This is a genomic window from Winogradskyella aurantia (assembly GCF_002266855.1).
Classification (GTDB): Bacteria; Bacteroidota; Bacteroidia; order Flavobacteriales; family Flavobacteriaceae; genus Winogradskyella; species Winogradskyella aurantia.
Map to the genome: position 1 here is coordinate 160,193 of NZ_NGJN01000003.1, position 22,367 is coordinate 182,559.

Below are 22,367 nucleotides of genomic sequence, written 5' to 3' on the forward strand. Positions count from 1 at the left end.
TTACTCGGCTTTAGTGTTTTTATAAGGTTTTACCACCATTCCTGAGTATGCTCCTGGAACTGGTTTCTTCAAAATAACTGTACCATCCTTAACACCTTTCAGTACAACCTTTTCATCTGAAAAATAAACCGGACTTACTGGAATAGCATCCAACAGGCTGTCCCTAATAATAAAAATCGTATTTCGGTCTGACAATAAATTCCTATCTATTTCAATGGCATTATCCTCATCTCGTGCATCTAACTCGGCCGTTAGATACATACCCTCTTTAAGGTCGGGATGACGCACTGTAATAAACGCAGTAATCGTTTGGGTTGTTAAATCTACACTACCGTTAACTCTTGAAACTTCACCCTCATAAGAATCGGAACCATTCAATGATTTTAATGCGACCTTTTCCCCAACCTTTAAAAATGGCGCATAGGTTTTAGAAATAGCTACTTCCATTTCATATTCTGAGGTATCAATAAATTCTCCTAATTTCTGGCCATTACGGACAAGGCTACCTTCAGTTACCAAAGCTTCTGTGAGTATGCCATTAAAAGGAGCATTAATGTAGTATTTAGTGAGTCTTTGCTCTAAATTTTTCACATTGTAATAACTAGATACTATACCACGGCCAGTTATAAAATAATTTTCCTTTTCAGAAGTCATTTTAGGTAACTTCGGTGTTGATTTTTCCAAATCAAAACTTACTAAGTACTTTTCCCACTTTGGATAAATATCAGGGAAATCCAAGCGTAAATCTGGCATTATAGCCGCAATATCATTGTACAAATTACTTTTAGCTGATTGCACAGAAGCATAGAACTCCGAGGCGTCTATTCTTATCAACGGCTCACCTTTTCTATAGGTTTGTCCGGGTTTAAACAGTTTATTGGAGGCTTTAAAAACGCCTTGGACCTCTGAGAATAGCTCAACACGTCTTTTAGCTACTGTATTTCCACTGGCGGAAATAACAATAGGTATGGTTGAATTTTTAACTGTATCTACAAATACTAATTTTACAACTTTTGAAGGTACAGACTTTTGTTTGTTCTTGTTGGCTATAAGGTTTTTTGAAAATAATATGGCTGCAACAATAAGAACAAAGCCTAAAATGGACAGAATAATTTTACGTAACATACTTGCATGGTCAATGAGACAGCAAAGTTACCTATATCAAAAAGCTATGCAGTTAAAATAATCTTAATTGTTAATATGGTCTAACTGTTCTTGAACGCGCTCCCAATCTACCATGAGCTGCTCTAGTTCGGTTTTCTTAGCTTGGTAATTATCAAAAAACTCAGGATTAGAAGCAGTACGGTCGTAATCCGTTTCTAATTTAATATCAGCAGCCTTTATCGTATTTTCTAGCTTACTAATCTTAGCTTCAATATTACTGATTTTATTCTTTAGAGATTTTATCTTCTTCTGATTCTCATAAGTCTCTTTATTGTTGGCCTTCGGTTGGGTTGCCACAACGGTACGTTTCTCTGCCTCGCGAAGATTTTCAAGATTACGCTGCTCTAGATAAAAATCTATGTCTCCTAAATATTCTTTAATGTGATGGTCCTTAAATTCATAAACCACATCTGTTAATCCTTGAAGAAAATCCCTGTCGTGAGAAACAAGAACCAAGGTACCCTCAAATAGCTTAAGAGCCTTTTTTAATACATTTTTTGATTGCATATCGAGGTGATTAGTGGGCTCATCCATGATAAGAACGTTAAACGGTTGAAGTAATAATTTCGCCAAGGCCAATCTATTCCGTTCACCACCTGACAACACCTTAACATATTTTTCTACCTCATCACCCCTAAACAAAAAGGCTCCCAGAATATCCCGGACCTTACTGCGGTTTGATTCGTTAGCCGCATCTATCATAGTATCTAGAACGGTTTTATTCCCGTCAAGATATTCTGCCTGGTTTTGAGCAAAATAACCTATTTGCACATTGTGTCCCAAGTTTAACTGTCCGTTGTGTTCCAACTCGCCAACTATAATTTTGGCTAAAGTTGATTTACCCTGCCCATTTTGCCCTACAAATGCAGTTTTGGTATCTCTTGCTATCGTAAGATTCACGTCACGCAATACATTTAACTCGCCATAGTTCTTCGACACATCTTCCAACTCCACAACCACCTTTCCTGGTGTTATAGAAACAGGGAAATTCAAGGTCATAACGCTACTGTCCTCTTCATCTACCTCTATTTTATCCATGCGGTCTAACTTCTTTATTAAGGATTGTGCCATAGTGGCCTTGGAGGCCTTAGCCCTGAATTTTTCTATAAGTTTTTCAGTCTGCTGAATTTGCTTTTCTTGATTCTTCTGAGCAGCGAGCTGCTGCATTTTCATTTCCTTTCTGAGCTCGATAAATTTCGTATAGGGTTTGTTGTAATCATAAATTCGACCTAAGGTTATTTCAATTGTACGATTGGTCACATTATCCAAAAACATCTTGTCGTGTGAAACTATAACCACGGCACCCGCATAATTAGTTAAAAAACCCTCAAGCCAAATTATGGATTCTATATCGAGATGGTTGGTAGGCTCATCTAAAAGCAGTAAGTCGTTGTTTTGAAGCAAAAGCTTGGCTAATTCAATTCGCATTCTCCAACCACCAGAGAAGGTATCTGTAAGTTTATCAAAATCTTCTCGCTTGAAACCTAGACCTTGTAAGATTTTTTCAGTTTCTCCTTGATAATTATAACCTCCGAGTATTTCATATTTATGCTGAATATCATTTAAATCTACCATTAATTGGTGATACGTATCACTTTCATAATCCGTACGCTTAACCAATTGTTCATTAATTTTAGCCAGCTTACTTTCACATTCCTTAATTTCAGTAAACGCTTGGTAAGATTCTTCTAAGACGGTTCGCCCGAATTCAAAATCTATATCTTGTTTTAGGAAGCCAATTTTCAAATCTTTATCCATTGCTATTTGACCAGAATCTGAGGCTTGCTCATTAGATAATATGCGCAGCATCGTAGACTTTCCTGCTCCATTTTTTCCTATAAGACCAATTCTATCACCATTTCCTAATTTGAACGTAATATCCTTAAAAAGGTACTCACCTTGAAAAGAGATAGATAGATTGTGAATATTGAGCATAATTGTGATAATTGTTACGGTGCAAAAATGACAAATACGTATCTTTGCATATTAATTTCAGCAACGCAAAAGTAAGTGAATATCTATGATTAGAAAAGGAATGAAATTGTATAGTATTCTTTTCGGTGCATGCCCAAAATGCCACCAAGAATCTATGTACATCACAAAAAACCCATATGTTTTGGCAGACACCTTAAAAATAAATGAGAAATGTTCGCACTGTGGTACACGATATAGAATGGAACCTTCATTTTTCTATGGTTCCATGTACGTGAGTTATGGGGTCGGTATTGCTTTTGCTGTAGCAGCTTTTGTGGTTAGTTACGTTATTATAGAAACGTCTCTAGTCACTGCTTTTATAAGCATTATTCTAACTTTAATTGCTTTTATGCCAATAATCATGAGACTTTCACGAAATATCTGGATTAATCTTTTTATGTCTTACGATAAAAATTTAGCAAAGAAGTAATTTCAGGTAAAGCGTTTAATATCAATCTCTGGATCCAATTCCTGTCCATATGCTATATGATTGAAGAGGTTCTCCGTCACATAAGGAGCTACCATAACTCCTCGTGATCCCAGTCCGTTCAAAACAAATAAATTAGATTGCTCGGGATGTCTCCCCACCAAAGGACGTCTATCTTTTACAGTAGGTCTAACACCGGCAAGGTGCTCCACAATTTCATAATTGGTTTTTAAAAACCTATTTAATTTTGTCAGTAATTCACTTCTACCCTCCTTAGTTGGTTGGTTGGTTTTATCATTATGACTATAGGTTGAACCAACCTTATACAAATCAGTCCCAATAGGTATGACAAATACCGAAGATTTTATAGCGTAATCAATTTTCAAATCTGGTATTCTAAGGGTTAAAACTTCACCTTTTGTGCCGTTTAAGGGTAAATGATAAAAATATGGATTATGTTTTACGCCAAATCCTTCAGAAAATACGATATACTTAGCCTTAATATTACCATAGCGAAGGGCTTCTGCATCAAAAGTAATCTTGTCATACTGAAATTTCTCCTCGATAAGCCGTGTTTGCTCTTTAAGGAATGCCTTATACTTTGAAATTAAGTAGGACGTATCCAATCGACCAGCCTGTAGCACCTCTCCAAAACCAAATGGAGCATCAATGAGGTTATGGTTATTTTTTATAAGTCTTGTGGATAAAAAATCCTGAAGTTTGGGTTTATCTGAAGCACTGAACCACAAATTCTGTTCTTCAATTGAGGTGAAGCGTCTTAAAATCCGCAATGGATAATCTATTTTTATGCCTAAGTCCTTTTCTATTTTAGAATACATTGGTAAGGCTAGACGCAGTTGTTCCTCAGCCTTCCATACCTGTGAAAACCGCTTTAAAATGACAGGATTGTACAACCCTGCGGCAACTATTGAAGATTGTTGTGAGTTATTATCATATACTATAAAGGATTTACCCTCTCCGCGCAGTTTTTCGCATAAGGCAATACCAGCTAAACCACAACCTATTATGATATAATCCGTATTAATCATTAAGCGAAATTATGAAAAAAGAAAGTGGTATTGAATAGGTATTCCCAACTAAAAAACGCCCACTTAATAGTGAGCGTTTCCATATCTTCTTATGCTGAGTAACTTAGTAGCTCCACATATCTTGTTCAAAATCACGAATCTTATCTTTAATTCGCTCTGACTCTAACAATTGCATCAAGGCATTTTCGGCCACATACTCCTTAACTTCCCTGTCTCCATATACATTCTCTTCTTTATAAATTATTCCGTTAAATCTACGGCTGTTTAAAAGATGATCAAATGATATTGGAACAGCACTATTGTTATTGTTAAAGGCTTTAGCCTCATGGAGAATATCCCTTATCTCAGGCACAAATACCCAAAACATAGCAATTGGTTCACTGTTAGCTTCATTATCATCATCAATAAAGTTAACATCTGGAGCGGCTGGCGCCAAAGCTAAGATACGGTACCTCAACTCACCTTGTCGCTTGTCAAAATACCAAAGACCTTTAACTAAATAAGAATTGATATCGGCAGGACCGATTTCTCTACGAATGATGAACTCCTCAGGAATTTCGTCTTCCCCAACAGCGTTTTCATTCATGTAATCAATACCGGCATTAGTAATTTTAGTCATGGACAATGATGCTTCTAAATCCTTTAAGGTACGCTCCTCTGTAAAATAAGAGTCCGCATAAACTTTAGGAATCATTCCGCTTTTCATGTTTTCCATTAACACTTGGTACAGTGACTTTCTATTTTCCCCTAGATTTTCCTCAACTGGAAAATATAATGGGAAATTGACACGCTCGTCTAGAACTACTTTCTCCCAAACCATTTTTGAGTATAAAATATCCCTATCTCCAACATAACCGTACTCTAACGGCTTATCATTGTCAAGAGCGAGCTGGGCTTCGGTTTTCATACCAATCTCTTCTGGTATCTTTGCATTAAGGATATTAGCCTGGGCAAACATAAGATTTGCTGATAAAATGGCTATTCCTGTATAAATAAAGCTTGTTATTTTCATTTTCTCCTCTTTAAATTTGGGTTTTATTCTTCTTTAAAAACGTGTGCTCTTAGCTGTTTATTATTAATTAGTAACTTCAATAATAACTGGAGACACATTCTTTAATTTATATGACGCATTTCCTTTAATTTTTGCCTTTATATCAAAAATCGTAATGTTGTCACCACTTCGCGCTCTATTAATTGAGGCCTTGGCTTGGCTATTCATTTTAGTTCCAGCCACATTAACCGTGGGTTGACCAGGCACTTTTATCTTAAAGGATGTTACTTCTATTGGTAAATCGAACACAAAATCATCTAATTTTGCACTTACAGTACCAATTTCAGCATTACGCTTAGGCAATTTAACCACACCTGTTTGACCAGATATTACACCTGTAGGTGCAGGAATATCTTTTATTCTAAAGGTTTGTTGGTCAGATACTTTCTTTCCGTCGTCTAGAGTGGCGGTAACATTAATTGTTACTTCCTTACCAGCACCAGGATTCATAACATACTTACCTTGCCCTGAGCCTTTAGAAAGACCAGAACCAGAAGCACTTACTTTATTATCTGGTACACCAGCGAAAGAAATGGTCATTGGGTTCTCAACACCGCGATATACCACATTCATTTTATCTGCTGAAATAGTTGCAGAATTTGGTCTTGGTACTACAACGTAATTACCAACTATAGGAATTTCTAAAGGTTTTCCATCTTCTAAGAAGGTGAATGTTCCATTGATTTTCTGCTCGCCAACATTACCAACGTTAAAGTCTAATTTAGCAGCACCAGTAGAATCTACAGCCTCAGAAATATCTATTTCCTTTCCTTGAACGGTAAGTTTGGTCGGTGTAACATTAGCATACTTTCCTAAGACTACTTTACCCTGAAATTTTTCACCAGCAAAGAACGCAGACTTATCTGCCAATACAATAGCTTGGTATTTTTTTAGGGAAACTGCCTCATCAAGCGTATTACCTAGGAACAAATTAAAAAGATTTGTTTCTGTAACCATAACATCGTTCTGCATCGCAGTTAACTTAGTATATGATGCTATAGCTGGAAAACCTTGGAAATGGTAATTTAACCAATCTATTTTTTTACCGTCCTTGTTCTCAACCTTTTCTAAACTAAATCGGTTCTCAAAACGTTCAATCGCCTTTTTGTACTTAACGTCAGAGCCAAGAATAGATTTAATTTCATTCTTGTAAGACTCTATCCTAGCAACAACTTCTTGTCCTTTTTTAGTATAGCGATCACCGGTAAACCACGCTTCGTCAAGAATGTCGGTTTTATCCATTGCCTCAAAAGGCAACTTTCCATCCTCACCTGGTTTGTATTTTCCCTCACGCAACAAGTCTTGCTTAAGCGATTCTATGTATTTGTAAAATTCATCAGAAGCAGCGCTAACTAAAGCGGCCTTATTTGCTGGTACAGCAAAATCTTCTGGTTTTTCTTCAGCCTTAACAGATAAATCTGCTAATAAAGCTTCGTTTTTCTCGTCTGCTACCGTATTCGAAGCATCGAATTTTGCTTCCATCAATCCGAATGCGGATAGTACCTCCTTGGACATGTTCATTGCCATCATGGCGATAAAGACCAGGTACATTAAGTTAATCATTTTCTGCCTTGCAGATAATTTTCCTCCTGCCATTGTAATTAGTTTTTAATTATTAATTAATTCGTTTCTAAAAAAACTAATTAGTTTTTGTTCATAGCAGATAACATTCCACCGTACACACCATTTAAGGATGACAGATTAGAAGCTAGTGAAGCCATTTGTTCTTTTAACTTAGTTGCATTCTCTACAGCTTCTTCATTAACTGCAGCTTGACGGTTTGCACTCTCCATCTGCACTTTATAAAGACTGTTTAAAGATTCCATTTGAGCAGCAGCCAATGATAATTCTTCACTGTACTTCTTTTGTGCTGACATGGAGTCTAATGTTGGTGACATGTTTTTTGCAGCACCTTCAAAATTCTTAATACTGCTACCAAGACTAGCCATCAACTCACCATCGATTTTAGCTTCCTTCAATAAATTATCCAGTTTTTTCGATAATAAACCTTCAGCATCCTTTGGTTCTTCTTTTTTCTTTTTGTTTGATGTTGCACCACCTGCAAGTTCAGGATATACTAAAGACCAATCTAAATCTGATTGTTGCTTTTCAAATGCTGAATATGTAAATACGAGTGCTTCTACAATCATTCCTATGGTTAAGATTTCAGAACCGTAAGGCCAATGCTGAATTTTAAATAATGCTCCAACAATTACGATTGCTGCTCCTAATCCGTAGATCATGTTAGTGACTGTAATTTTACCTTTCTGTGCCATAATTTTGTTTAGTTTAAGTTTAAGTTAATTGGTTTTAACTTAAGTAGGTTAATATAATTTGGGTTATTGTTTAAATTCAATTTTAATTTGTTGCCTGATTTTTAGTTACTTCAGTTCCCATATAATCTTGCACGGTTCTAAAACCAATGTAACTTCTGGCAGAATCTGCATATTCATAATCTCTAGAACTTACTTGAAGGAAATACGCGACGTCCTTCCATGATCCACCTCTAACTACCTTGCGAGAATTTTCAGTATCGTTTACGTTAGGGTTTATGGTTGATGCATACTCGTAAGACGCTGGGTCGTATGAACCATTTACCCACTCAGAAACATTACCTGCCATATTGTATAGGTTAAAATCATTAGGGTCGTATGCATCTGCTTCTACCGTGTATAAGGCTTGGTCTGCCGCATAGTCTCCTCTTAATGGCTTAAAGTTAGCCATAAAGCATCCTCTATCATTTTTAGTGTATGGTCCACCCCATGGATAGGTAGCACCCTGTAATCCTCCTCGAGCAGCGTACTCCCATTCAGCTTCCGAAGGTAATCTGTATGAATTTACAGGTTGTCTTCCTCTACTTTTTTGATGTGAGTTGTGATATAGGGTTCTCCATTGACAAAATGCTTGGGCTTGTTTCCATGAGACACCAACAACAGGATAATCACTGTAGGCGTCATGCCAAAAATAATCATTGTGCATTGGTTCATTATAAGAGTAAGCAAAGTCTCTAATCCAAGCCGTAGTGTCAGGATATACCTCAACCTCTTCCTTAATTATCACATCAGAGCGCTTAAGGCTTCTACTTTTGGCTGCTTTTGCTATGTCCATGTAGCTATACTGAAACTTAAATTGTTTTACATCCCAAGTTCTTTGACCGTTATAGGATTCCTCAAGTGGTAAGTACATACCGTCCATAACTTCAGCATATAATTCATCTGGATATTCATCTGTTTCAAAAATCAAATCAATATCTCTATTAATCTGTCTTTGCTCATTACCATAGGTGTTGAGCATGTAGCTCTCATAGGCATTTAGATTATTGGGGTCTGAGTCAACATACGCAAACTCTCCAATATCACCATTCCCTGGTGTTTTGCCCTCCAAATCAGCCATTTCTGCTAACTTTAATCTTAGAATGGAATCTCTTACCCATTCTACAAATTGACGATACTCGCTATTTGTGATTTCAGTTTCGTCCATATAGAATGCACGCACCGTTGCTGTTTTTGTAGGCGCATCATTCACACCTGCAATATCATCGTCAGATTTTCCCATGATAAAAGCACCACCTGGTACAAGTGTCATACCATAAGGCTTTTCGGGGTGCCATTTTTTACCGTTAGCACCTACTAACTGTCCTCGGTCTCCAGAGTTACAACTGGCAACCAAAACCAAGACAGTGGTTAATAAAATAAGCTTCTTAATATTCATAGTAACTCGAGGTTAAATTAGTCCTTGTTAATTTTGAGGTGGTAAACATATTTATATATTTTGGGAAAAACAACTTTTTTCCGATTTTTTTTGCATTTCACCCTTAAAAAGTGCATTTCATCGATTAAAAAATTGTTAATTATCGATTAAATGTAGCTTTTAGAAGCTGTTCTTCCTGTAGGCTTTATACCACCTTTCAGGTATTTCACCCTGAGAAGCAAGCAGATAATCGGAATGCATGCAAGGTAATAACGTGTGCTTCTTTAATTTATTATTAACGTCGGGTAAAAAGGGAATTTCAATCCACCAACGACCTGTTCTCAGGCTTTTGTAAAACACAAGTTCGTTATCGTCAACTAGAACATTATATTTTTGATACAGATTTTCATTGGTAAAATCGTCATCATTAACCCTGCAATTTATACCTTCAATAAAATACCAAAGCATTTGGGCTATAAGCATGGACGTAGCACTATCGTTTTTGGAATTGTGATATTCATATATACCAAAAGATGAAACCTTATTGCTTATACCTGCATATCTACAAATGGCACATATCTCCTTACCGGAAAATCCGTTTGGCGAATACTTTTGATTATCGCTTACTTCAGACGCACGAATAGATTTTAAATCTATCGAGACAATGTGTGCATCTCGCATTAAAGGTTCTACCATATTAATTTGCTCAGAAATGGCTCCTAAACGATAGGCTTCAAAATATAATTTATCGATTAAGTCTATTTCTTCCTGAGAATTAAAATAAGTCTGGTAACCAATAGTAGTATAATTAAATAGGTTGTAAGGCTCCTCAACTATAACTTTGCCAACATAGCTGTTGTTTTTCATAGGGAGGTTTGCATCACCAAGATCAAAATTAGTATCAACACTTACCATATTGACCATAGGCAACAAATTATCATACGCTCTGTAATTGGAATAGGTAATATCTTGACTTCCTCCTAAAATAATAGGTATAATTTGTTTTTCGACCAAAACGCTTATAGCCGTCCTTACAGCAAAATAAGAATCCTCAACAGTCTCACCGGAATTAATATCACCCAAATCAGCAATTAAAGTATTCCAATTACCAGGAAATAATGTGTAGAGTGTTTTTCTTATGGTATCAAAACTGAGTTCCTCACCAATGTAATTAACATCGTTTCGATTTTCCTTTACTCCAATAATGGCAATCCGAACGTCGTCTAGGTCGGGGATACCGTTTTGTAGGGAATGAACTTTAATTTTTTTTCCTAAGGCTTGTTGGGCAATGAGCTCGTTGTGGGCTAGAACTGCATCGGAAACAGGCGTTAAAAAGTTAAAATTCATATGTTTTTATTTCTTTTTAGTGGTTGCTTTTTTTCTTGTTTTCTTTTTCGGCGCATTTTTCTCTAACAACACTTTCGCCTCATCAAGGGTCATTTTGCTTACATCAACGGTCTTGGCGAGCTCAACTTTTTGTTTTCCTTTTATAACGTTATGCCTTCCCCATCTGGCTTTCTCCACTCTTATTCCTTCTTCTTCCCAAACGTGAATCAGTTTATCCTTTTCTTTTTGGATTTTGTCATCAATCAAAGTTACGATGTCTTCTTCAGATAAATTATCCCAGTCATATTTTTTATTCACATTTATGAACATATTGTTCCATTTAATGAATGGACCAAATCGACCTTTTCCCTTAGTCACGTCCGAACCCTTGTACGTATATATTGGAGCATCTGCTTTTTCCTTCTCCTTAATATATACTATCGCCTCATCAAGCTCAACCGATAAAGGGTCAACCCCTTTGGGTAGGGATACAAATTTTTTACCGTATCGCACATAAGGTCCAAAGCGCCCAATATTAACCTCAACTTCATCCTCATTGTAATGGCCTAAAGACTTCGGTAACTTAAACAGATCCATTGCTTCCTCAAATGTAATCGAGTTCAATTGCTGGTCTGGTGATAAGCTCGCGAATTTTGGTTTCTCTTCCTCCTCAGCTGTACCAATCTGAACCATAGGTCCAAACTTACCGAGCCTCACACTTACTTGTCTTCCAGTCTTTGGGTCTGTTCCCAGAATACGTTCTCCAGATTCACGGTCGGCATTTTCTTGCACATCTTCAACCTGAGGATGAAACCCTTTATAAAAATCCTTCATCATTTCACGCCAGTCCTCCTTACCTTCGGCAATATCATCGAAACTTTCTTCTACCTTGGCCGTAAAATTATAGTCTAAAATACTTTCAAAATGATTGACTAAAAAATCCGTAACAATCATTCCTATGTCTGTAGGAACAAGTTTTCCTTTGTCTGAACCCACACGCTCAGTTAGTTGTTTCTCTTTTATTTGATTGGCCTTAAGAGTAAGCTGAATATAATTACGCTCATTACCATCTACTGTTCCCTTTTCTACATAATTCCTATTTTGAATCGTTGAAATGGTTGGCGCGTACGTAGACGGTCTACCAATCCCTAATTCTTCTAACTTTTTAACCAATGAGGCTTCCGTATATCTGGCAGGAGGTCTCGTAAACCTTTCCGTAGCGGTTATATAATTCTTCGTTAATGCTTGTTTAACTTTTAAGTCTGGTAAAAGACCGGACTGTTCTGTTTCTTCGTCATCCGTTCCTTCAAGATAAACCTTGAGAAAACCTTCAAACGTAATGATTTCTCCATTGGCCGAGAATTGCTCCTGAACCTTTTGATTGGAATTTACTTTTATCCTAACATTGGTGCGCTCTAATTTGGCTTCACTCATTTGTGAGGCGATAGCGCGTTTCCAGATTAAATCATAAAGTCGTGCCTGGTCCCTTTCAGCATTTACGGTTTGGTTTCCGAAGTCGGTAGGCCTTATAGCCTCATGTGCTTCTTGGGCACCTTTAGATTTACCTTTATAGTTTCTCGGTTTACTGTAAGAAGCGCCATAGGAGGATACAATAGCATTTTCAGCACCTTTCTTGGCCTCATTTGACAAATTAACGCTATCAGTTCTCATATAGGTAATAAGTCCTGCTTCATATAAGCGCTGTGCATTACTCATGGTTCTACTCACCGAAAATCCCAATTTGCGGGAAGCTTCCTGTTGCAACGTTGATGTTGTAAAGGGAGGTGCAGGTGATTTCTTTACAGGCTTTTTTTCTAATTCAGAAACCTCATAAGTGGCATTAATATTCTTTTCCAAAAAGGCTTCTGCCTCTTTTTTTGAATTAAAATTACTTGGAAGTTTCGCTTTAAAAGATGCACCGTCATCTGTTTTAAACTCAGCATCAACTCTAAAAGATGCCTGGGCGTTGAATGAATTTATTTCCCTTTCGCGCTCTACAATCAACCTTACAGAAACCGATTGTACGCGACCAGCCGATAAGCCTCCTTTAACCTTACGCCATAAAACGGGTGATAGTTCGTAGCCTACTATGCGATCCAGCACGCGCCTTGCCTGTTGCGCATCTACTAAATGATAATCTATACTTCTAGGGTTTTCAATAGCCTTGGTAATAGCGCTCTTAGTAATTTCGTGAAAAACTATACGCTTGGTTTTAGATTTATCTAGAGCTAGTGTTTCCGCTAAATGCCATGCAATAGCCTCCCCTTCACGGTCTTCATCACTAGCCAACCAGACTATCTCAGCTTTTTTAGCTAGTTCCTTAAGTTTCTTAACAACATCTTTCTTATCCTTTGATACCTGATATTTTGGTTCGAAATCGCCATCAACATCAACTCCCAACTCCTTTGAAGGAAGATCCGCAATATGACCAAAACTGGACTCGACCCTGTAGTCCTTTCCTAAAAATTTCTCTATGGTTTTGGCCTTTGCAGGAGACTCAACAATGACTAAATTCTTTGGCATGCTAAATTTTTTTTGAGGTTACAAATGTATATGAAAATAAAGATACAATCCTAATTTACCGAAAAAGTGCTAGGATTTTTAGTGGGTATTTAAGGATTGCTCCAACGATAAAAGCCTTGTGTTACACAAGGCTTTTATTATACTTTATAAAGGATAATTAAAAAAATAATTATTCGGAAACGGTGTGTTCTATAATCTGATTTGCTGAATCTTCCTGATCAAATCCAATCACATCTTTATAAATTAAGTATGGTGGTAAATACCCGAAGGATTGTGTTACATAAATACCCACAAAACAAAGTAACATGCCAACAATACCTGCTAACAATCCACAAACGATCAAAAGACCAAAGGTGATGAGCCATTTTCGGTTTCCTAATTTAAAACTCAGATTAATGATTTCTGATACAGATTTTTCTGGGTTAAAGGCATAAACCACAAAGACGTAACTTAGCGGTACCAGAGCATAAATTAAAGGAATAACGCATAAGAGTGCAGCAAGAAGTGATATGCCAATGTACGCTACTCCCAATGTTATGGTCTTTGATAGGTAAGGTTTTTTGAAAAAATAGAAATAATCTTCCTTCCCCATTTCTTCAAAGTCCTTAAGTTTACATATCCTATAAAAAGCAGCCTTTAGAGCAACACCAATGATACTCAAAACCAAAATAGCAAATACATAAAGGACTCCCATGACCACGAATACCATAGGGCTGATATCTGGTTCACCATAAGAGCTGTATCCGTATTCATCATAAGATGCTGCAGCTACAGTATCTAGGACACCCATAAAAATAAGGGGTATATAAACAATCATCGCCACAGGTATGGCTAGAACCATATTTAACAATATTGTGATTAAACCTTGTACCCATACCTTTTTGAAAAGTTCTATGGATTGATTGAATAAAGTGCCAAAATCTAAGTCTTTCGCATTTTGTATGCGCTCTTGAATTACTTGTAATTTCATAATGATTGATATTGGTTGATATATCAAAAGAAGGTTATTTTTATCAGAAATTCAAATAAATATTATATCTGCCACTTTGTCATAATCTCTAAATTAATCGTATCTTTGCATGCTTATTGTCCTTTGAGCAAATAAGAATTGAAATGGAAAAAATCATAGACGAAAACAAACAAGGGAAAGCCCTGGTATTAGAGCAGACACGAGGCAATAACAAAAAGTTGTTTATTGAAAGTTATGGCTGCCAAATGAACTTTAGTGATAGTGAAATAGTCGCATCTATTTTAGCTAAACAGGGGTTTAATACCACCCAAAATATGGAGGAGGCCGATCTTGTTTTGGTAAACACCTGTTCTATTAGAGACAAGGCAGAACAAACCGTTAGGAAACGTCTAAAAAAATACAATGCCGTAAAACAAGAAGTAAATCCAGCAATGAAAGTAGGTGTTTTAGGCTGTATGGCCGAACGTCTTAAAACCAAATTCCTCGAGGAGGAGAAAATTGTTGATTTGGTGGTTGGCCCCGATGCATATAAAGATTTACCCAACCTGCTTGCCGAAGTAGATGAGGGCCGAGAGGCCATAAACGTTATATTATCTAAAGAAGAAACTTACGGCGATATAGCTCCCGTAAGATTAAATAGTAATGGTGTCACCGCATTCGTGTCAATAACTAGAGGTTGCGACAATATGTGTACCTTCTGTGTCGTTCCTTTTACACGAGGAAGAGAACGTAGTCGAGACCCTCAAAGTATTATTGAAGAAGTAAATGATTTGTGGTCTAAAGGCTATAGAGAGGTTACCTTGTTGGGACAAAACGTAGATAGTTATTTGTGGTACGGCGGAGGTCTTAAAAAAGACTTCACCAAAGCTTCGGAATTACAAAAAGCAACTGCTGTAAATTTTGCCGGTCTTTTAGACCTTTGTGCCAAGGCACAACCTAAAATGCGTTTTAGATTCTCCACATCAAACCCCCAAGATTTTACCTTGGACGTGATTGAGACCATGGCGAAGCACAGAAATATTTGCAATTATATCCACCTGCCTGTTCAAAGCGGAAGCAACCGTATTTTAAAAGCCATGAACCGTTTGCACACTCGCGAGGAATATTTCGAGTTAATTGACAATATTAAACGCCTGATACCGGATTGTGGCATTTCACAAGATATGATTGCGGGTTTCCCTACGGAAACAGAAGAAGACCATCAAGACACCTTAAGTTTGATGGAATATGTTAAATACGATTTTGGATTTATGTTTGCTTATTCCGAACGACCAGGAACTTTGGCAGAACGAAAAATGGAAGATGATATCCCAGAGGCTGTTAAGAAAAGACGTTTAACTGAAATTATTGAGTTACAACAAAAACATAGCCTATATAGAACACAACAGCACCTTGGCAAGGTTGAGGAAGTTTTGATTGAAAAGGCCTCTAAGCGTTCAGATGCCCATTGGTCAGGACGTAACAGTCAGAACACCGTAGTGGTATTTCCTAAAGAACACTATAAAGTAGGAGAATTTGTAAACGTTAAGATACTGGATTGCACCAGTGCGACGCTTTTAGGTGAGGCGGTTGGCTATTCCATTAATAATTAATCCGTATTGTTAACCTAACTTTAGTAAAGGAAATTATTGGACTGCCAAGTACATTAACGATAAATCACAACAGCTAAAATGGAATCTATTCAAGCTATAAAACAACGATTTGGAATCATAGGCAACGACCCTAAACTCAATCGTGCTCTTGAAAAAGCTATTCAGGTTGCCCCTACTGATATTTCTGTGCTTGTCACTGGTGAAAGTGGTGTTGGTAAAGAAAGTATTCCTAAAATCATCCATCAATTATCTCATCGCAAACACGGTAAGTACATAGCTGTTAACTGTGGTGCAATACCTGAAGGAACTATAGACAGTGAATTGTTTGGCCATGAAAAAGGGGCTTTTACGGGCGCTACCCAAACACGTTCAGGCTATTTCGAGGTAGCAGATGGAGGCACTATATTTTTAGATGAAGTTGGAGAACTACCTTTAACTACACAGGTGCGCTTACTTCGGGTTTTGGAAAACGGGGAGTTTATAAAAGTTGGTTCCAGCAAAGTTCAAAAAACCAATGTGAGGATTGTCGCTGCAACCAATGTCGATATGTTTGAGGCGATTAAGAAAGAAAAGTTCAGAGAAGATTTATATTACCGTTTAAGTACCGTTGACATTCATTTACCAGCTCTTCGTGAGCGCAAGGACGATATTCATTTATTGTTCAGAAAGTTTGCGAGTGACTTTGCTATTAAGTATAAAATGCCGACCGTAAAACTTACTGATGATGCCGTCAATTTATTAATAAAATATAGATGGAATGGAAATATTCGCCAATTACGAAATGTTGCTGAACAGATTTCTATTTTAGAGCAAAACAGAACTATAAGCGCTACGACACTTCAAAAGTATTTACCAAGCACCGGTAACAATCTACCTGCCGTAATCAACCCTTCGAAGTCAGAAAGTGATTTCAGTAGTGAGCGAGAGATTTTATACAAAGTGTTATTCGACATGAAGAGCGATCTCAATGATTTAAAAAAGCTGACCATGGAGCTTATGAAATCTGGTAACGCTTCTGATGTACAAAAAGATAACGAGCGCCTTATACAGAAAATTTACGGCGAGGATGACGAAGACTCCTTTGAAAATTCAGAAGAAAATAACCTAGAGGTCTTATCTATCCCCGAACATTCAGAGGTTATTGAAAAACCTTCAAATGAAGCAGATGACAAATATCATTTTGCTGAAGAGATTGAGGAAGAAGAAACACTTTCCTTACAAGACAAGGAATTGGAGTTAATCAAAAAATCCTTAGAGCGTCATAAAGGAAAGCGTAAATTAGCCGCAGCAGAGCTTGGGATAAGCGAAAGAACATTATATAGAAAAATCAAGCAGTACGACCTTTAAAAAAGTTTAGGACATTCGTCTAAATATTAATAACTTATTCCGATTTTTGACAAGACAATGAGGAGCATAAAATACATATTACTTTATTCACTTTCACTTCTTGTTTTTAGTTGTGGTATTTATTCATTTACAGGTGCGGACACAGGAAATGCCAAGAGTTTTCAAGTCAATTTTTTTCAGAATAATGCACCGTTGATAGAACCGCAACTCGATATAGACTTTACCAATGCCCTACAAGACCTGATAGTTAATCAAACCAATTTAGACTTGGTTACCTCGGGAGGTGATTTAGTTTTTGAAGGGGAAATTGTAGAATACAGAATAGCACCAATGACGGCGACGGCAGACAGCAGAGCCGCTCAAAACCGATTGACTATTGGTGTAAATGTTAGGTATTTTAATACTTTAGATGAAGAAAAGGACTTTGAGCAACGTTTTTCCTTTTTCTATGATTATCCCGCCAATGACCAACTTACTGGCAGTACAAAAGAAGCTGCATTCGCAGAGATTTTTGAGCGAATTACCCAAGATATTTTTAACACCTCACTGGCTAACTGGTAGTTTATGCAGCGGCAGGACCTAACATACCTTCTACAACATCCGGAAAACGTCATGGCTTCCCAGACGGACAGTTTATCTAAAACTATTAAAGAATACCCCTACTTTCAAGCTATTAGAGCCGTTTATCTTAAAGGATTAAAGCAAAAGGAAAGTTATAAGTACAACAATGCCCTAAAAATGACTGCGGCACATACCACAGACCGCAGCGTTTTGTTCGACTATATAACTTCAGAGGTCTTTAATCAAAATGAAATATCGGAGCAAATTAAACACAATGCTGAACACTTAAAGGCCATCAAAGTGAATTCTGCAGAAGATATTTCGGTAAATAAAAGCGTTACTATTGATGAGGCCTTAAAGCAGCATATCCGCGCCACAGAAGGTGTTCTAGACCCTGGCTTATTCAAGGAGAAGCCCGAAACCAAAAAAGCTAATGAGGGTACAACAACCCAAGACCCAAAATTAACGGATACGATTATTTCTGTGGATGTGGCTAACATTTCACCCGAAAAAACACTGGGCATCGGTAAGCCTTTGGAATTCGATAAAAATGAAAGTCACTCTTTTACGGAATGGTTAAAGATTACCAATTTTAAGCCTATTGATAGAAAAGAAGAACAAGAACAAGAAACTGACGAAAAACCGGCGGATAGTGCTCCTCTAAACAATAAAATTGAGCTTATCGATAGATTTATTGCAGATAACCCAAAGATAAAACCTATTACGGATGGCCAGTCTAAACCAAAACTTGTCAACAACGACGATGAGCAATTAGACCATTTAATGACAGAGACCTTGGCACGTATCTATTTAGAGCAAAAAAACTACGATAAGGCCATTCAATCTTATAGGATTTTAAGTTTGAAATATCCAGAAAAAAGTAGTTTCTTTGCACACCAAATTAAAGCAGTACAAGAATTAAAAGAAAATAATAAGACTTAAAATGAGTGCATTTACAATTTTTCTAACATTAATAGTTATAGTTGCCTTCCTATTGGTTGTAGTGATTATGGTGCAAAATCCAAAAGGTGGAGGGTTGTCCTCTTCATTCGGAGGTGGAGGCACTCAACAATTAGGTGGTGTAAAAAAGACAGGTGACTTTTTAGATAAGAGCACATGGTTTTTAGCAACGGCATTAATTATTTTGATATTAGCCTCTAATCTTACTATAGATTCAGGAATTAGTGCAGAGTCAAAGGCCTTAGATGTTGAAGAAACAACAGAGATGCCTGTACTGCCAGCACCAAGCGCTGACGAAACTCCAGCAACCGGTGACACGACAGACGAATAATACACAAACATAATATCATTAAAGCCAGCTTAAACAGCTGGCTTTTTTATTACTGAAACTTTGTCAGTCCTCTTCAATTGGCACAATTTTCGAACATCAGCAACGTATTCAAATAATAATTAATTAACTAAAATATTAAACAGAATGAGCTTAAACATTAAACCATTAGCAGACAGAGTTCTTGTAGAACCTATGGAAGCTGAAACTAAGACCGCATCTGGTATTATAATTCCAGATAACGCAAAGGAAAAACCGCAAAAGGGCACTGTAGTTGCCATTGGCAACGGTAAAAAAGACGAACCTTTAACAGTTAAAGTTGGTGACACTGTACTTTATGGAAAATACGGTGGGACCGAACTTAAGCTTGAAGGTAAGGACTATTTGATGATGCGCGAAAGTGATATTCTGGCAATTATTTAATTGTAAACAACAATAAACAAAAACTAAATTCTAAACGCTCAAATGATAATTCGAAAGTTCCTCATTGGAATGTAGTCTTTGAACTTTGAGATTTAAAAATTTTAAACAACATTTTAACTATGGCAAAAGATATAAAATTTGATATTGAAGCACGCGACGGATTAAAGCGCGGTGTTGATGCATTGGCAAATGCAGTTAAAGTAACCTTAGGACCTAAGGGCAGAAACGTAATTATTGATAAATCGTTTGGAGCACCTCAAGTAACCAAAGATGGTGTTACGGTTGCCAAAGAAATCGAGCTAGAAGATGAGCTTGAAAACATGGGCGCACAAATGGTTAAGGAGGTAGCGTCCAAAACTAATGATTTGGCTGGTGATGGTACCACAACGGCAACAGTGTTAGCTCAAGCTATCGTTAAAGAAGGTCTTAAAAATGTGGCTGCTGGTGCAAATCCAATGGATTTAAAACGCGGTATTGATAAGGCGGTAGAATCTATTGTAAAAGATTTGGATAAGCAGTCTCAAAAAGTAGGAAACTCTTCTGAAAAGATAAAGCAAGTAGCCGCAATTTCTGCTAATAACGACGATACCATCGGTGACTTAATTGCAACTGCTTTTGAGAAAGTTGGTAAAGAAGGTGTAATCACAGTTGAAGAGGCAAAAGGTATGGAAACCTATGTCGACGTTGTTGAAGGTATGCAATTTGACAGAGGGTATTTATCCCCTTATTTCGTTACAGATGCGGATAAAATGATTGCTGATTTAGAGAATCCATACATTTTATTGTTCGACAAGAAGATTTCTAACTTACAAGAAATTCTTCCCATATTAGAACCTGTTGCACAGTCTGGTCGCCCATTATTAATCATCGCAGAAGATGTTGAAGGACAAGCTTTAGCAACATTGGTGGTGAATAAATTACGTGGTGGACTTAAAATCGCTGCTGTTAAAGCACCTGGTTTTGGCGATAGACGTAAAGCAATGTTAGAAGACATTGCTATCCTTACTGGTGGTGTTGTGATTTCTGAAGAAAGAGGTTTCTCTCTTGAGAACGCAGATTTAACTATGTTAGGTACTGCTGAAACAGTAACAATTGACAAAGACAACACAACTATTGTAAATGGTAACGGTAAAGCTGCTGACATAAAAGCACGAGTGAACCAAATTAAAGCACAAATCGAAACCACAACTTCTGATTATGATAAAGAGAAACTGCAAGAGCGTTTAGCTAAATTGGCTGGTGGTGTTGCTGTATTGTATGTTGGTGCTGCCTCTGAAGTCGAAATGAAAGAGAAGAAAGATCGTGTTGATGATGCCTTACATGCCACAAGAGCGGCTGTAGAAGAAGGTATCGTTGCTGGTGGTGGGGTTGCTTTGGTGAGAGCTAAAAAAACCTTAGAAAAAATCACAACGGATAATTTAGATGAAACCACAGGTGTTCAAATTGTGAATAAGGCTATTGAGGCACCTTTACGCACCATAGTAGAAAATGCTGGCGGTGAAGGTTCTGTAGTTATAAACAAAGTATTAGAAGGTAAGAAAGACTTTGGCTACGATGCTAAATCTGAGAAATATGTAGACATGCTTAAGGTTGGTATTATTGACCCTAAAAAAGTAACACGTATTGCCTTGGAGAATGCTGCCTCCGTAGCTGGTATGATTTTAACCACAGAGTGTGCTTTAGTAGACATTAAGGAAGATGCTCCTGCAATGCCTCCAATGGGCGGCGGTGGTATGCCCGGCATGATGTAAAAACATCTATTTAAATAAGAACTAGTATCAAAAAACCCTATGACTTGTGCATAGGGTTTTTTTTGATGTAAGACTAGTTCTAAGGTAATAGTTCGGCTAATTTCGTATTAAGTTCCTCTCCTCGCAGATTGCGGCCAACAACATTTCCGCTGGCATCAATGAGAAAGTTATCGGGAATACCATTTACACCATAAATCAAACCGGCCTTATTTTCTTCACTCAAATCACTTACATGTGTCCATTCTAATCCATCTTTAGCAATGGCCTCCATCCAACGGTCTTTATCCGTATCCAAAGAAACAGCAAAAATATCAAAGCCTTTTGGATGGAACATCTCATAAGTTTTTACCAAATTTGGGTTCTCTGCACGGCACGGACCACACCAAGAGGCCCAGAATTCAAGCAATGTGACTCTACCTTTTTCATCTGAAAGCTTTTTCGAATCGCCATTAACATCCAACATCGCAAAATCAACGTATGGATCTCCAATGGCAGGTTCTTTATTAAGTGTTAAATACTCTTTAATACCTTTTCCATAATTTGAGCTCTTAACTTCCTTTGTGAACTTATCATACAAGGATTGTGTAGTCGCTTTACCCCAGGTAGTCTTGTAAATATTTAAAATGTGAGCACTGACTAAGGAGTGATTATTTTCCGCTATAAATGACTTGTATATACTGTCTTCTTCTCTTTCCAAATCAAAATAGGCACCTAATAACACTTGCTTTTCCAACTTCGTCATATCTGGCCTTATGAGATTCTCTATACTGTCTTGTTGAAATCTTAGAGCTACTATTTGAGCATTCAACCGATTATCCTCTTTCTGAAGGCCTGACCCTGTAATCTCAGCCTGTTTAAATTTTCCTTTTTCGGCACTAAATGTTAGCCTGCCTGGCTCTAACCAAAGTGTAGTGTAGTCGCGTGTACCCTTAATACTTAAATAAACACTAATTGGTTCTTCTAGAGACCCTGATATGGTAAAACGCTCGTCCTTAACAATTGCAGAATCTATAGTTTTATTGGCTTCAGATATAATAACCATGGAACTATCTGGCATACCTTTCACAGTACCTAAAAGCGTGTAGGTTTTGTTCTTAGAATTGTCCACAACATCCTTAGATTCATTTTTACAGGCTAACATAGAAAGCGTCAGCGCAATTACAAAAGCAATTTTTTTCATGTTTCTATTTAATTTTATGAAATATCGCTAAACACTTACAAAAAAACAAAC

General features: G+C 37.2%; 19 protein-coding genes. 8 read left to right on the top strand and 11 right to left on the bottom strand.

The window, feature by feature from the left end; all coding sequences use genetic code 11:
• Together CA834_RS06550 and CA834_RS06555 are read right to left on the bottom strand one after the other, a co-directional pair.
• Window positions 1-1,125 carry an efflux RND transporter periplasmic adaptor subunit gene (locus tag CA834_RS06550; protein WP_094967887.1) on the bottom strand — a complete coding sequence of 375 codons (1,125 nt, stop codon included), beginning with the start codon at window positions 1,123-1,125 and terminating at the stop codon, window positions 1-3.
• A 63-nt stretch (window positions 1,126-1,188) separates the two neighbouring features.
• Window positions 1,189-3,099 (bottom strand): ABC-F family ATP-binding cassette domain-containing protein, encoded by a 1,911-nt coding sequence (locus tag CA834_RS06555; protein ID WP_094967888.1) that lies wholly within the window; start codon window positions 3,097-3,099, stop codon window positions 1,189-1,191.
• 85 nt (window positions 3,100-3,184) lie between these two features.
• On the opposite strand from CA834_RS06555, the gene CA834_RS06560 reads away from it, so the two are divergent.
• Window positions 3,185-3,568 carry a DUF983 domain-containing protein gene (locus CA834_RS06560; protein ID WP_094967889.1) on the top strand — a complete coding sequence of 128 codons (384 nt, stop codon included), beginning with the start codon at window positions 3,185-3,187 and terminating at the stop codon, window positions 3,566-3,568.
• Window positions 3,569-3,570: 2 nt separating this feature from the next.
• On the opposite strand, the gene CA834_RS06565 is transcribed toward CA834_RS06560, so the two are convergent.
• The 8 genes from CA834_RS06565 to CA834_RS06600 all read right to left on the bottom strand — a co-directional run bounded on the left by CA834_RS06565 (window position 3,571) and on the right by CA834_RS06600 (window position 14,174).
• Window positions 3,571-4,614, bottom strand: coding sequence for an NAD(P)/FAD-dependent oxidoreductase (locus tag CA834_RS06565; protein WP_094967890.1), 1,044 nt, complete (start codon window positions 4,612-4,614; stop codon window positions 3,571-3,573).
• Between the two features lie 103 nt (window positions 4,615-4,717).
• Window positions 4,718-5,626 (bottom strand): type IX secretion system ring subunit PorN/GldN, encoded by a 909-nt coding sequence (gene porN / locus CA834_RS06570; RefSeq protein ID WP_094967891.1) that lies wholly within the window; start codon window positions 5,624-5,626, stop codon window positions 4,718-4,720.
• 63 nt (window positions 5,627-5,689) lie between these two features.
• Entirely contained in the window at window positions 5,690-7,261 is a 1,572-nt protein-coding gene (porM, locus tag CA834_RS06575; RefSeq protein ID WP_094967892.1) for a type IX secretion system motor protein PorM/GldM, read from the bottom strand.
• Between the two features lie 47 nt (window positions 7,262-7,308).
• Window positions 7,309-7,941: a type IX secretion system motor protein PorL/GldL gene (gene porL / locus CA834_RS06580; RefSeq protein WP_094967893.1), complete on the bottom strand. Its 633-nt coding sequence runs from the start codon at window positions 7,939-7,941 to the stop codon at window positions 7,309-7,311.
• Window positions 7,942-8,023: 82 nt separating this feature from the next.
• On the bottom strand, window positions 8,024-9,370 hold the full coding sequence (gene porK / locus CA834_RS06585; protein ID WP_449441472.1) for a type IX secretion system lipoprotein PorK/GldK: 1,347 nt from the start codon (window positions 9,368-9,370) through the stop codon (window positions 8,024-8,026).
• A gap of 165 nt (window positions 9,371-9,535) precedes the next feature.
• Window positions 9,536-10,702 (bottom strand): formimidoylglutamase, encoded by a 1,167-nt coding sequence (locus tag CA834_RS06590; RefSeq protein ID WP_094967895.1) that lies wholly within the window; start codon window positions 10,700-10,702, stop codon window positions 9,536-9,538.
• Between the two features lie 6 nt (window positions 10,703-10,708).
• The gene (gene topA, locus CA834_RS06595; protein WP_094967896.1) at window positions 10,709-13,204 is read right to left on the bottom strand and encodes a type I DNA topoisomerase; all 2,496 of its coding nucleotides are present in this window, start codon (window positions 13,202-13,204) and stop codon (window positions 10,709-10,711) included.
• 169 nt (window positions 13,205-13,373) lie between these two features.
• Window positions 13,374-14,174 carry a hypothetical protein gene (locus tag CA834_RS06600; RefSeq protein WP_094967897.1) on the bottom strand — a complete coding sequence of 267 codons (801 nt, stop codon included), beginning with the start codon at window positions 14,172-14,174 and terminating at the stop codon, window positions 13,374-13,376.
• A gap of 143 nt (window positions 14,175-14,317) precedes the next feature.
• Between CA834_RS06600 and miaB the strand changes: the two genes are divergently transcribed.
• From miaB to groL, 7 genes are all read left to right on the top strand, one after another.
• Window positions 14,318-15,766 (top strand): tRNA (N6-isopentenyl adenosine(37)-C2)-methylthiotransferase MiaB, encoded by a 1,449-nt coding sequence (gene miaB / locus CA834_RS06605; protein ID WP_094967898.1) that lies wholly within the window; start codon window positions 14,318-14,320, stop codon window positions 15,764-15,766.
• Window positions 15,767-15,844: 78 nt separating this feature from the next.
• The gene (locus CA834_RS06610; RefSeq protein ID WP_094967899.1) at window positions 15,845-17,113 is read left to right on the top strand and encodes a sigma-54 interaction domain-containing protein; all 1,269 of its coding nucleotides are present in this window, start codon (window positions 15,845-15,847) and stop codon (window positions 17,111-17,113) included.
• Window positions 17,114-17,170: 57 nt separating this feature from the next.
• Window positions 17,171-17,674 carry an LptE family protein gene (locus CA834_RS06615; protein ID WP_094967900.1) on the top strand — a complete coding sequence of 168 codons (504 nt, stop codon included), beginning with the start codon at window positions 17,171-17,173 and terminating at the stop codon, window positions 17,672-17,674.
• Window positions 17,675-17,677: 3 nt separating this feature from the next.
• On the top strand, window positions 17,678-18,616 hold the full coding sequence (locus tag CA834_RS06620; protein ID WP_094967901.1) for a hypothetical protein: 939 nt from the start codon (window positions 17,678-17,680) through the stop codon (window positions 18,614-18,616).
• 1 nt (window position 18,617) lies between these two features.
• Window positions 18,618-18,965, top strand: coding sequence for a preprotein translocase subunit SecG (gene secG / locus CA834_RS06625; RefSeq protein ID WP_094967902.1), 348 nt, complete (start codon window positions 18,618-18,620; stop codon window positions 18,963-18,965).
• A gap of 144 nt (window positions 18,966-19,109) precedes the next feature.
• Window positions 19,110-19,385 carry a co-chaperone GroES gene (locus CA834_RS06630; RefSeq protein ID WP_094967903.1) on the top strand — a complete coding sequence of 92 codons (276 nt, stop codon included), beginning with the start codon at window positions 19,110-19,112 and terminating at the stop codon, window positions 19,383-19,385.
• A gap of 119 nt (window positions 19,386-19,504) precedes the next feature.
• On the top strand, window positions 19,505-21,136 hold the full coding sequence (gene groL, locus CA834_RS06635) for a chaperonin GroEL (RefSeq protein WP_094967904.1): 1,632 nt from the start codon (window positions 19,505-19,507) through the stop codon (window positions 21,134-21,136).
• Window positions 21,137-21,215: 79 nt separating this feature from the next.
• Here groL and CA834_RS06640 read toward each other — a convergent pair whose 3' ends face one another.
• Complete coding sequence (locus tag CA834_RS06640) at window positions 21,216-22,316, bottom strand: TlpA disulfide reductase family protein (protein ID WP_094967905.1); 1,101 nt, start codon at window positions 22,314-22,316, stop codon at window positions 21,216-21,218.
• Window positions 22,317-22,367 lie beyond the last annotated feature (51 nt).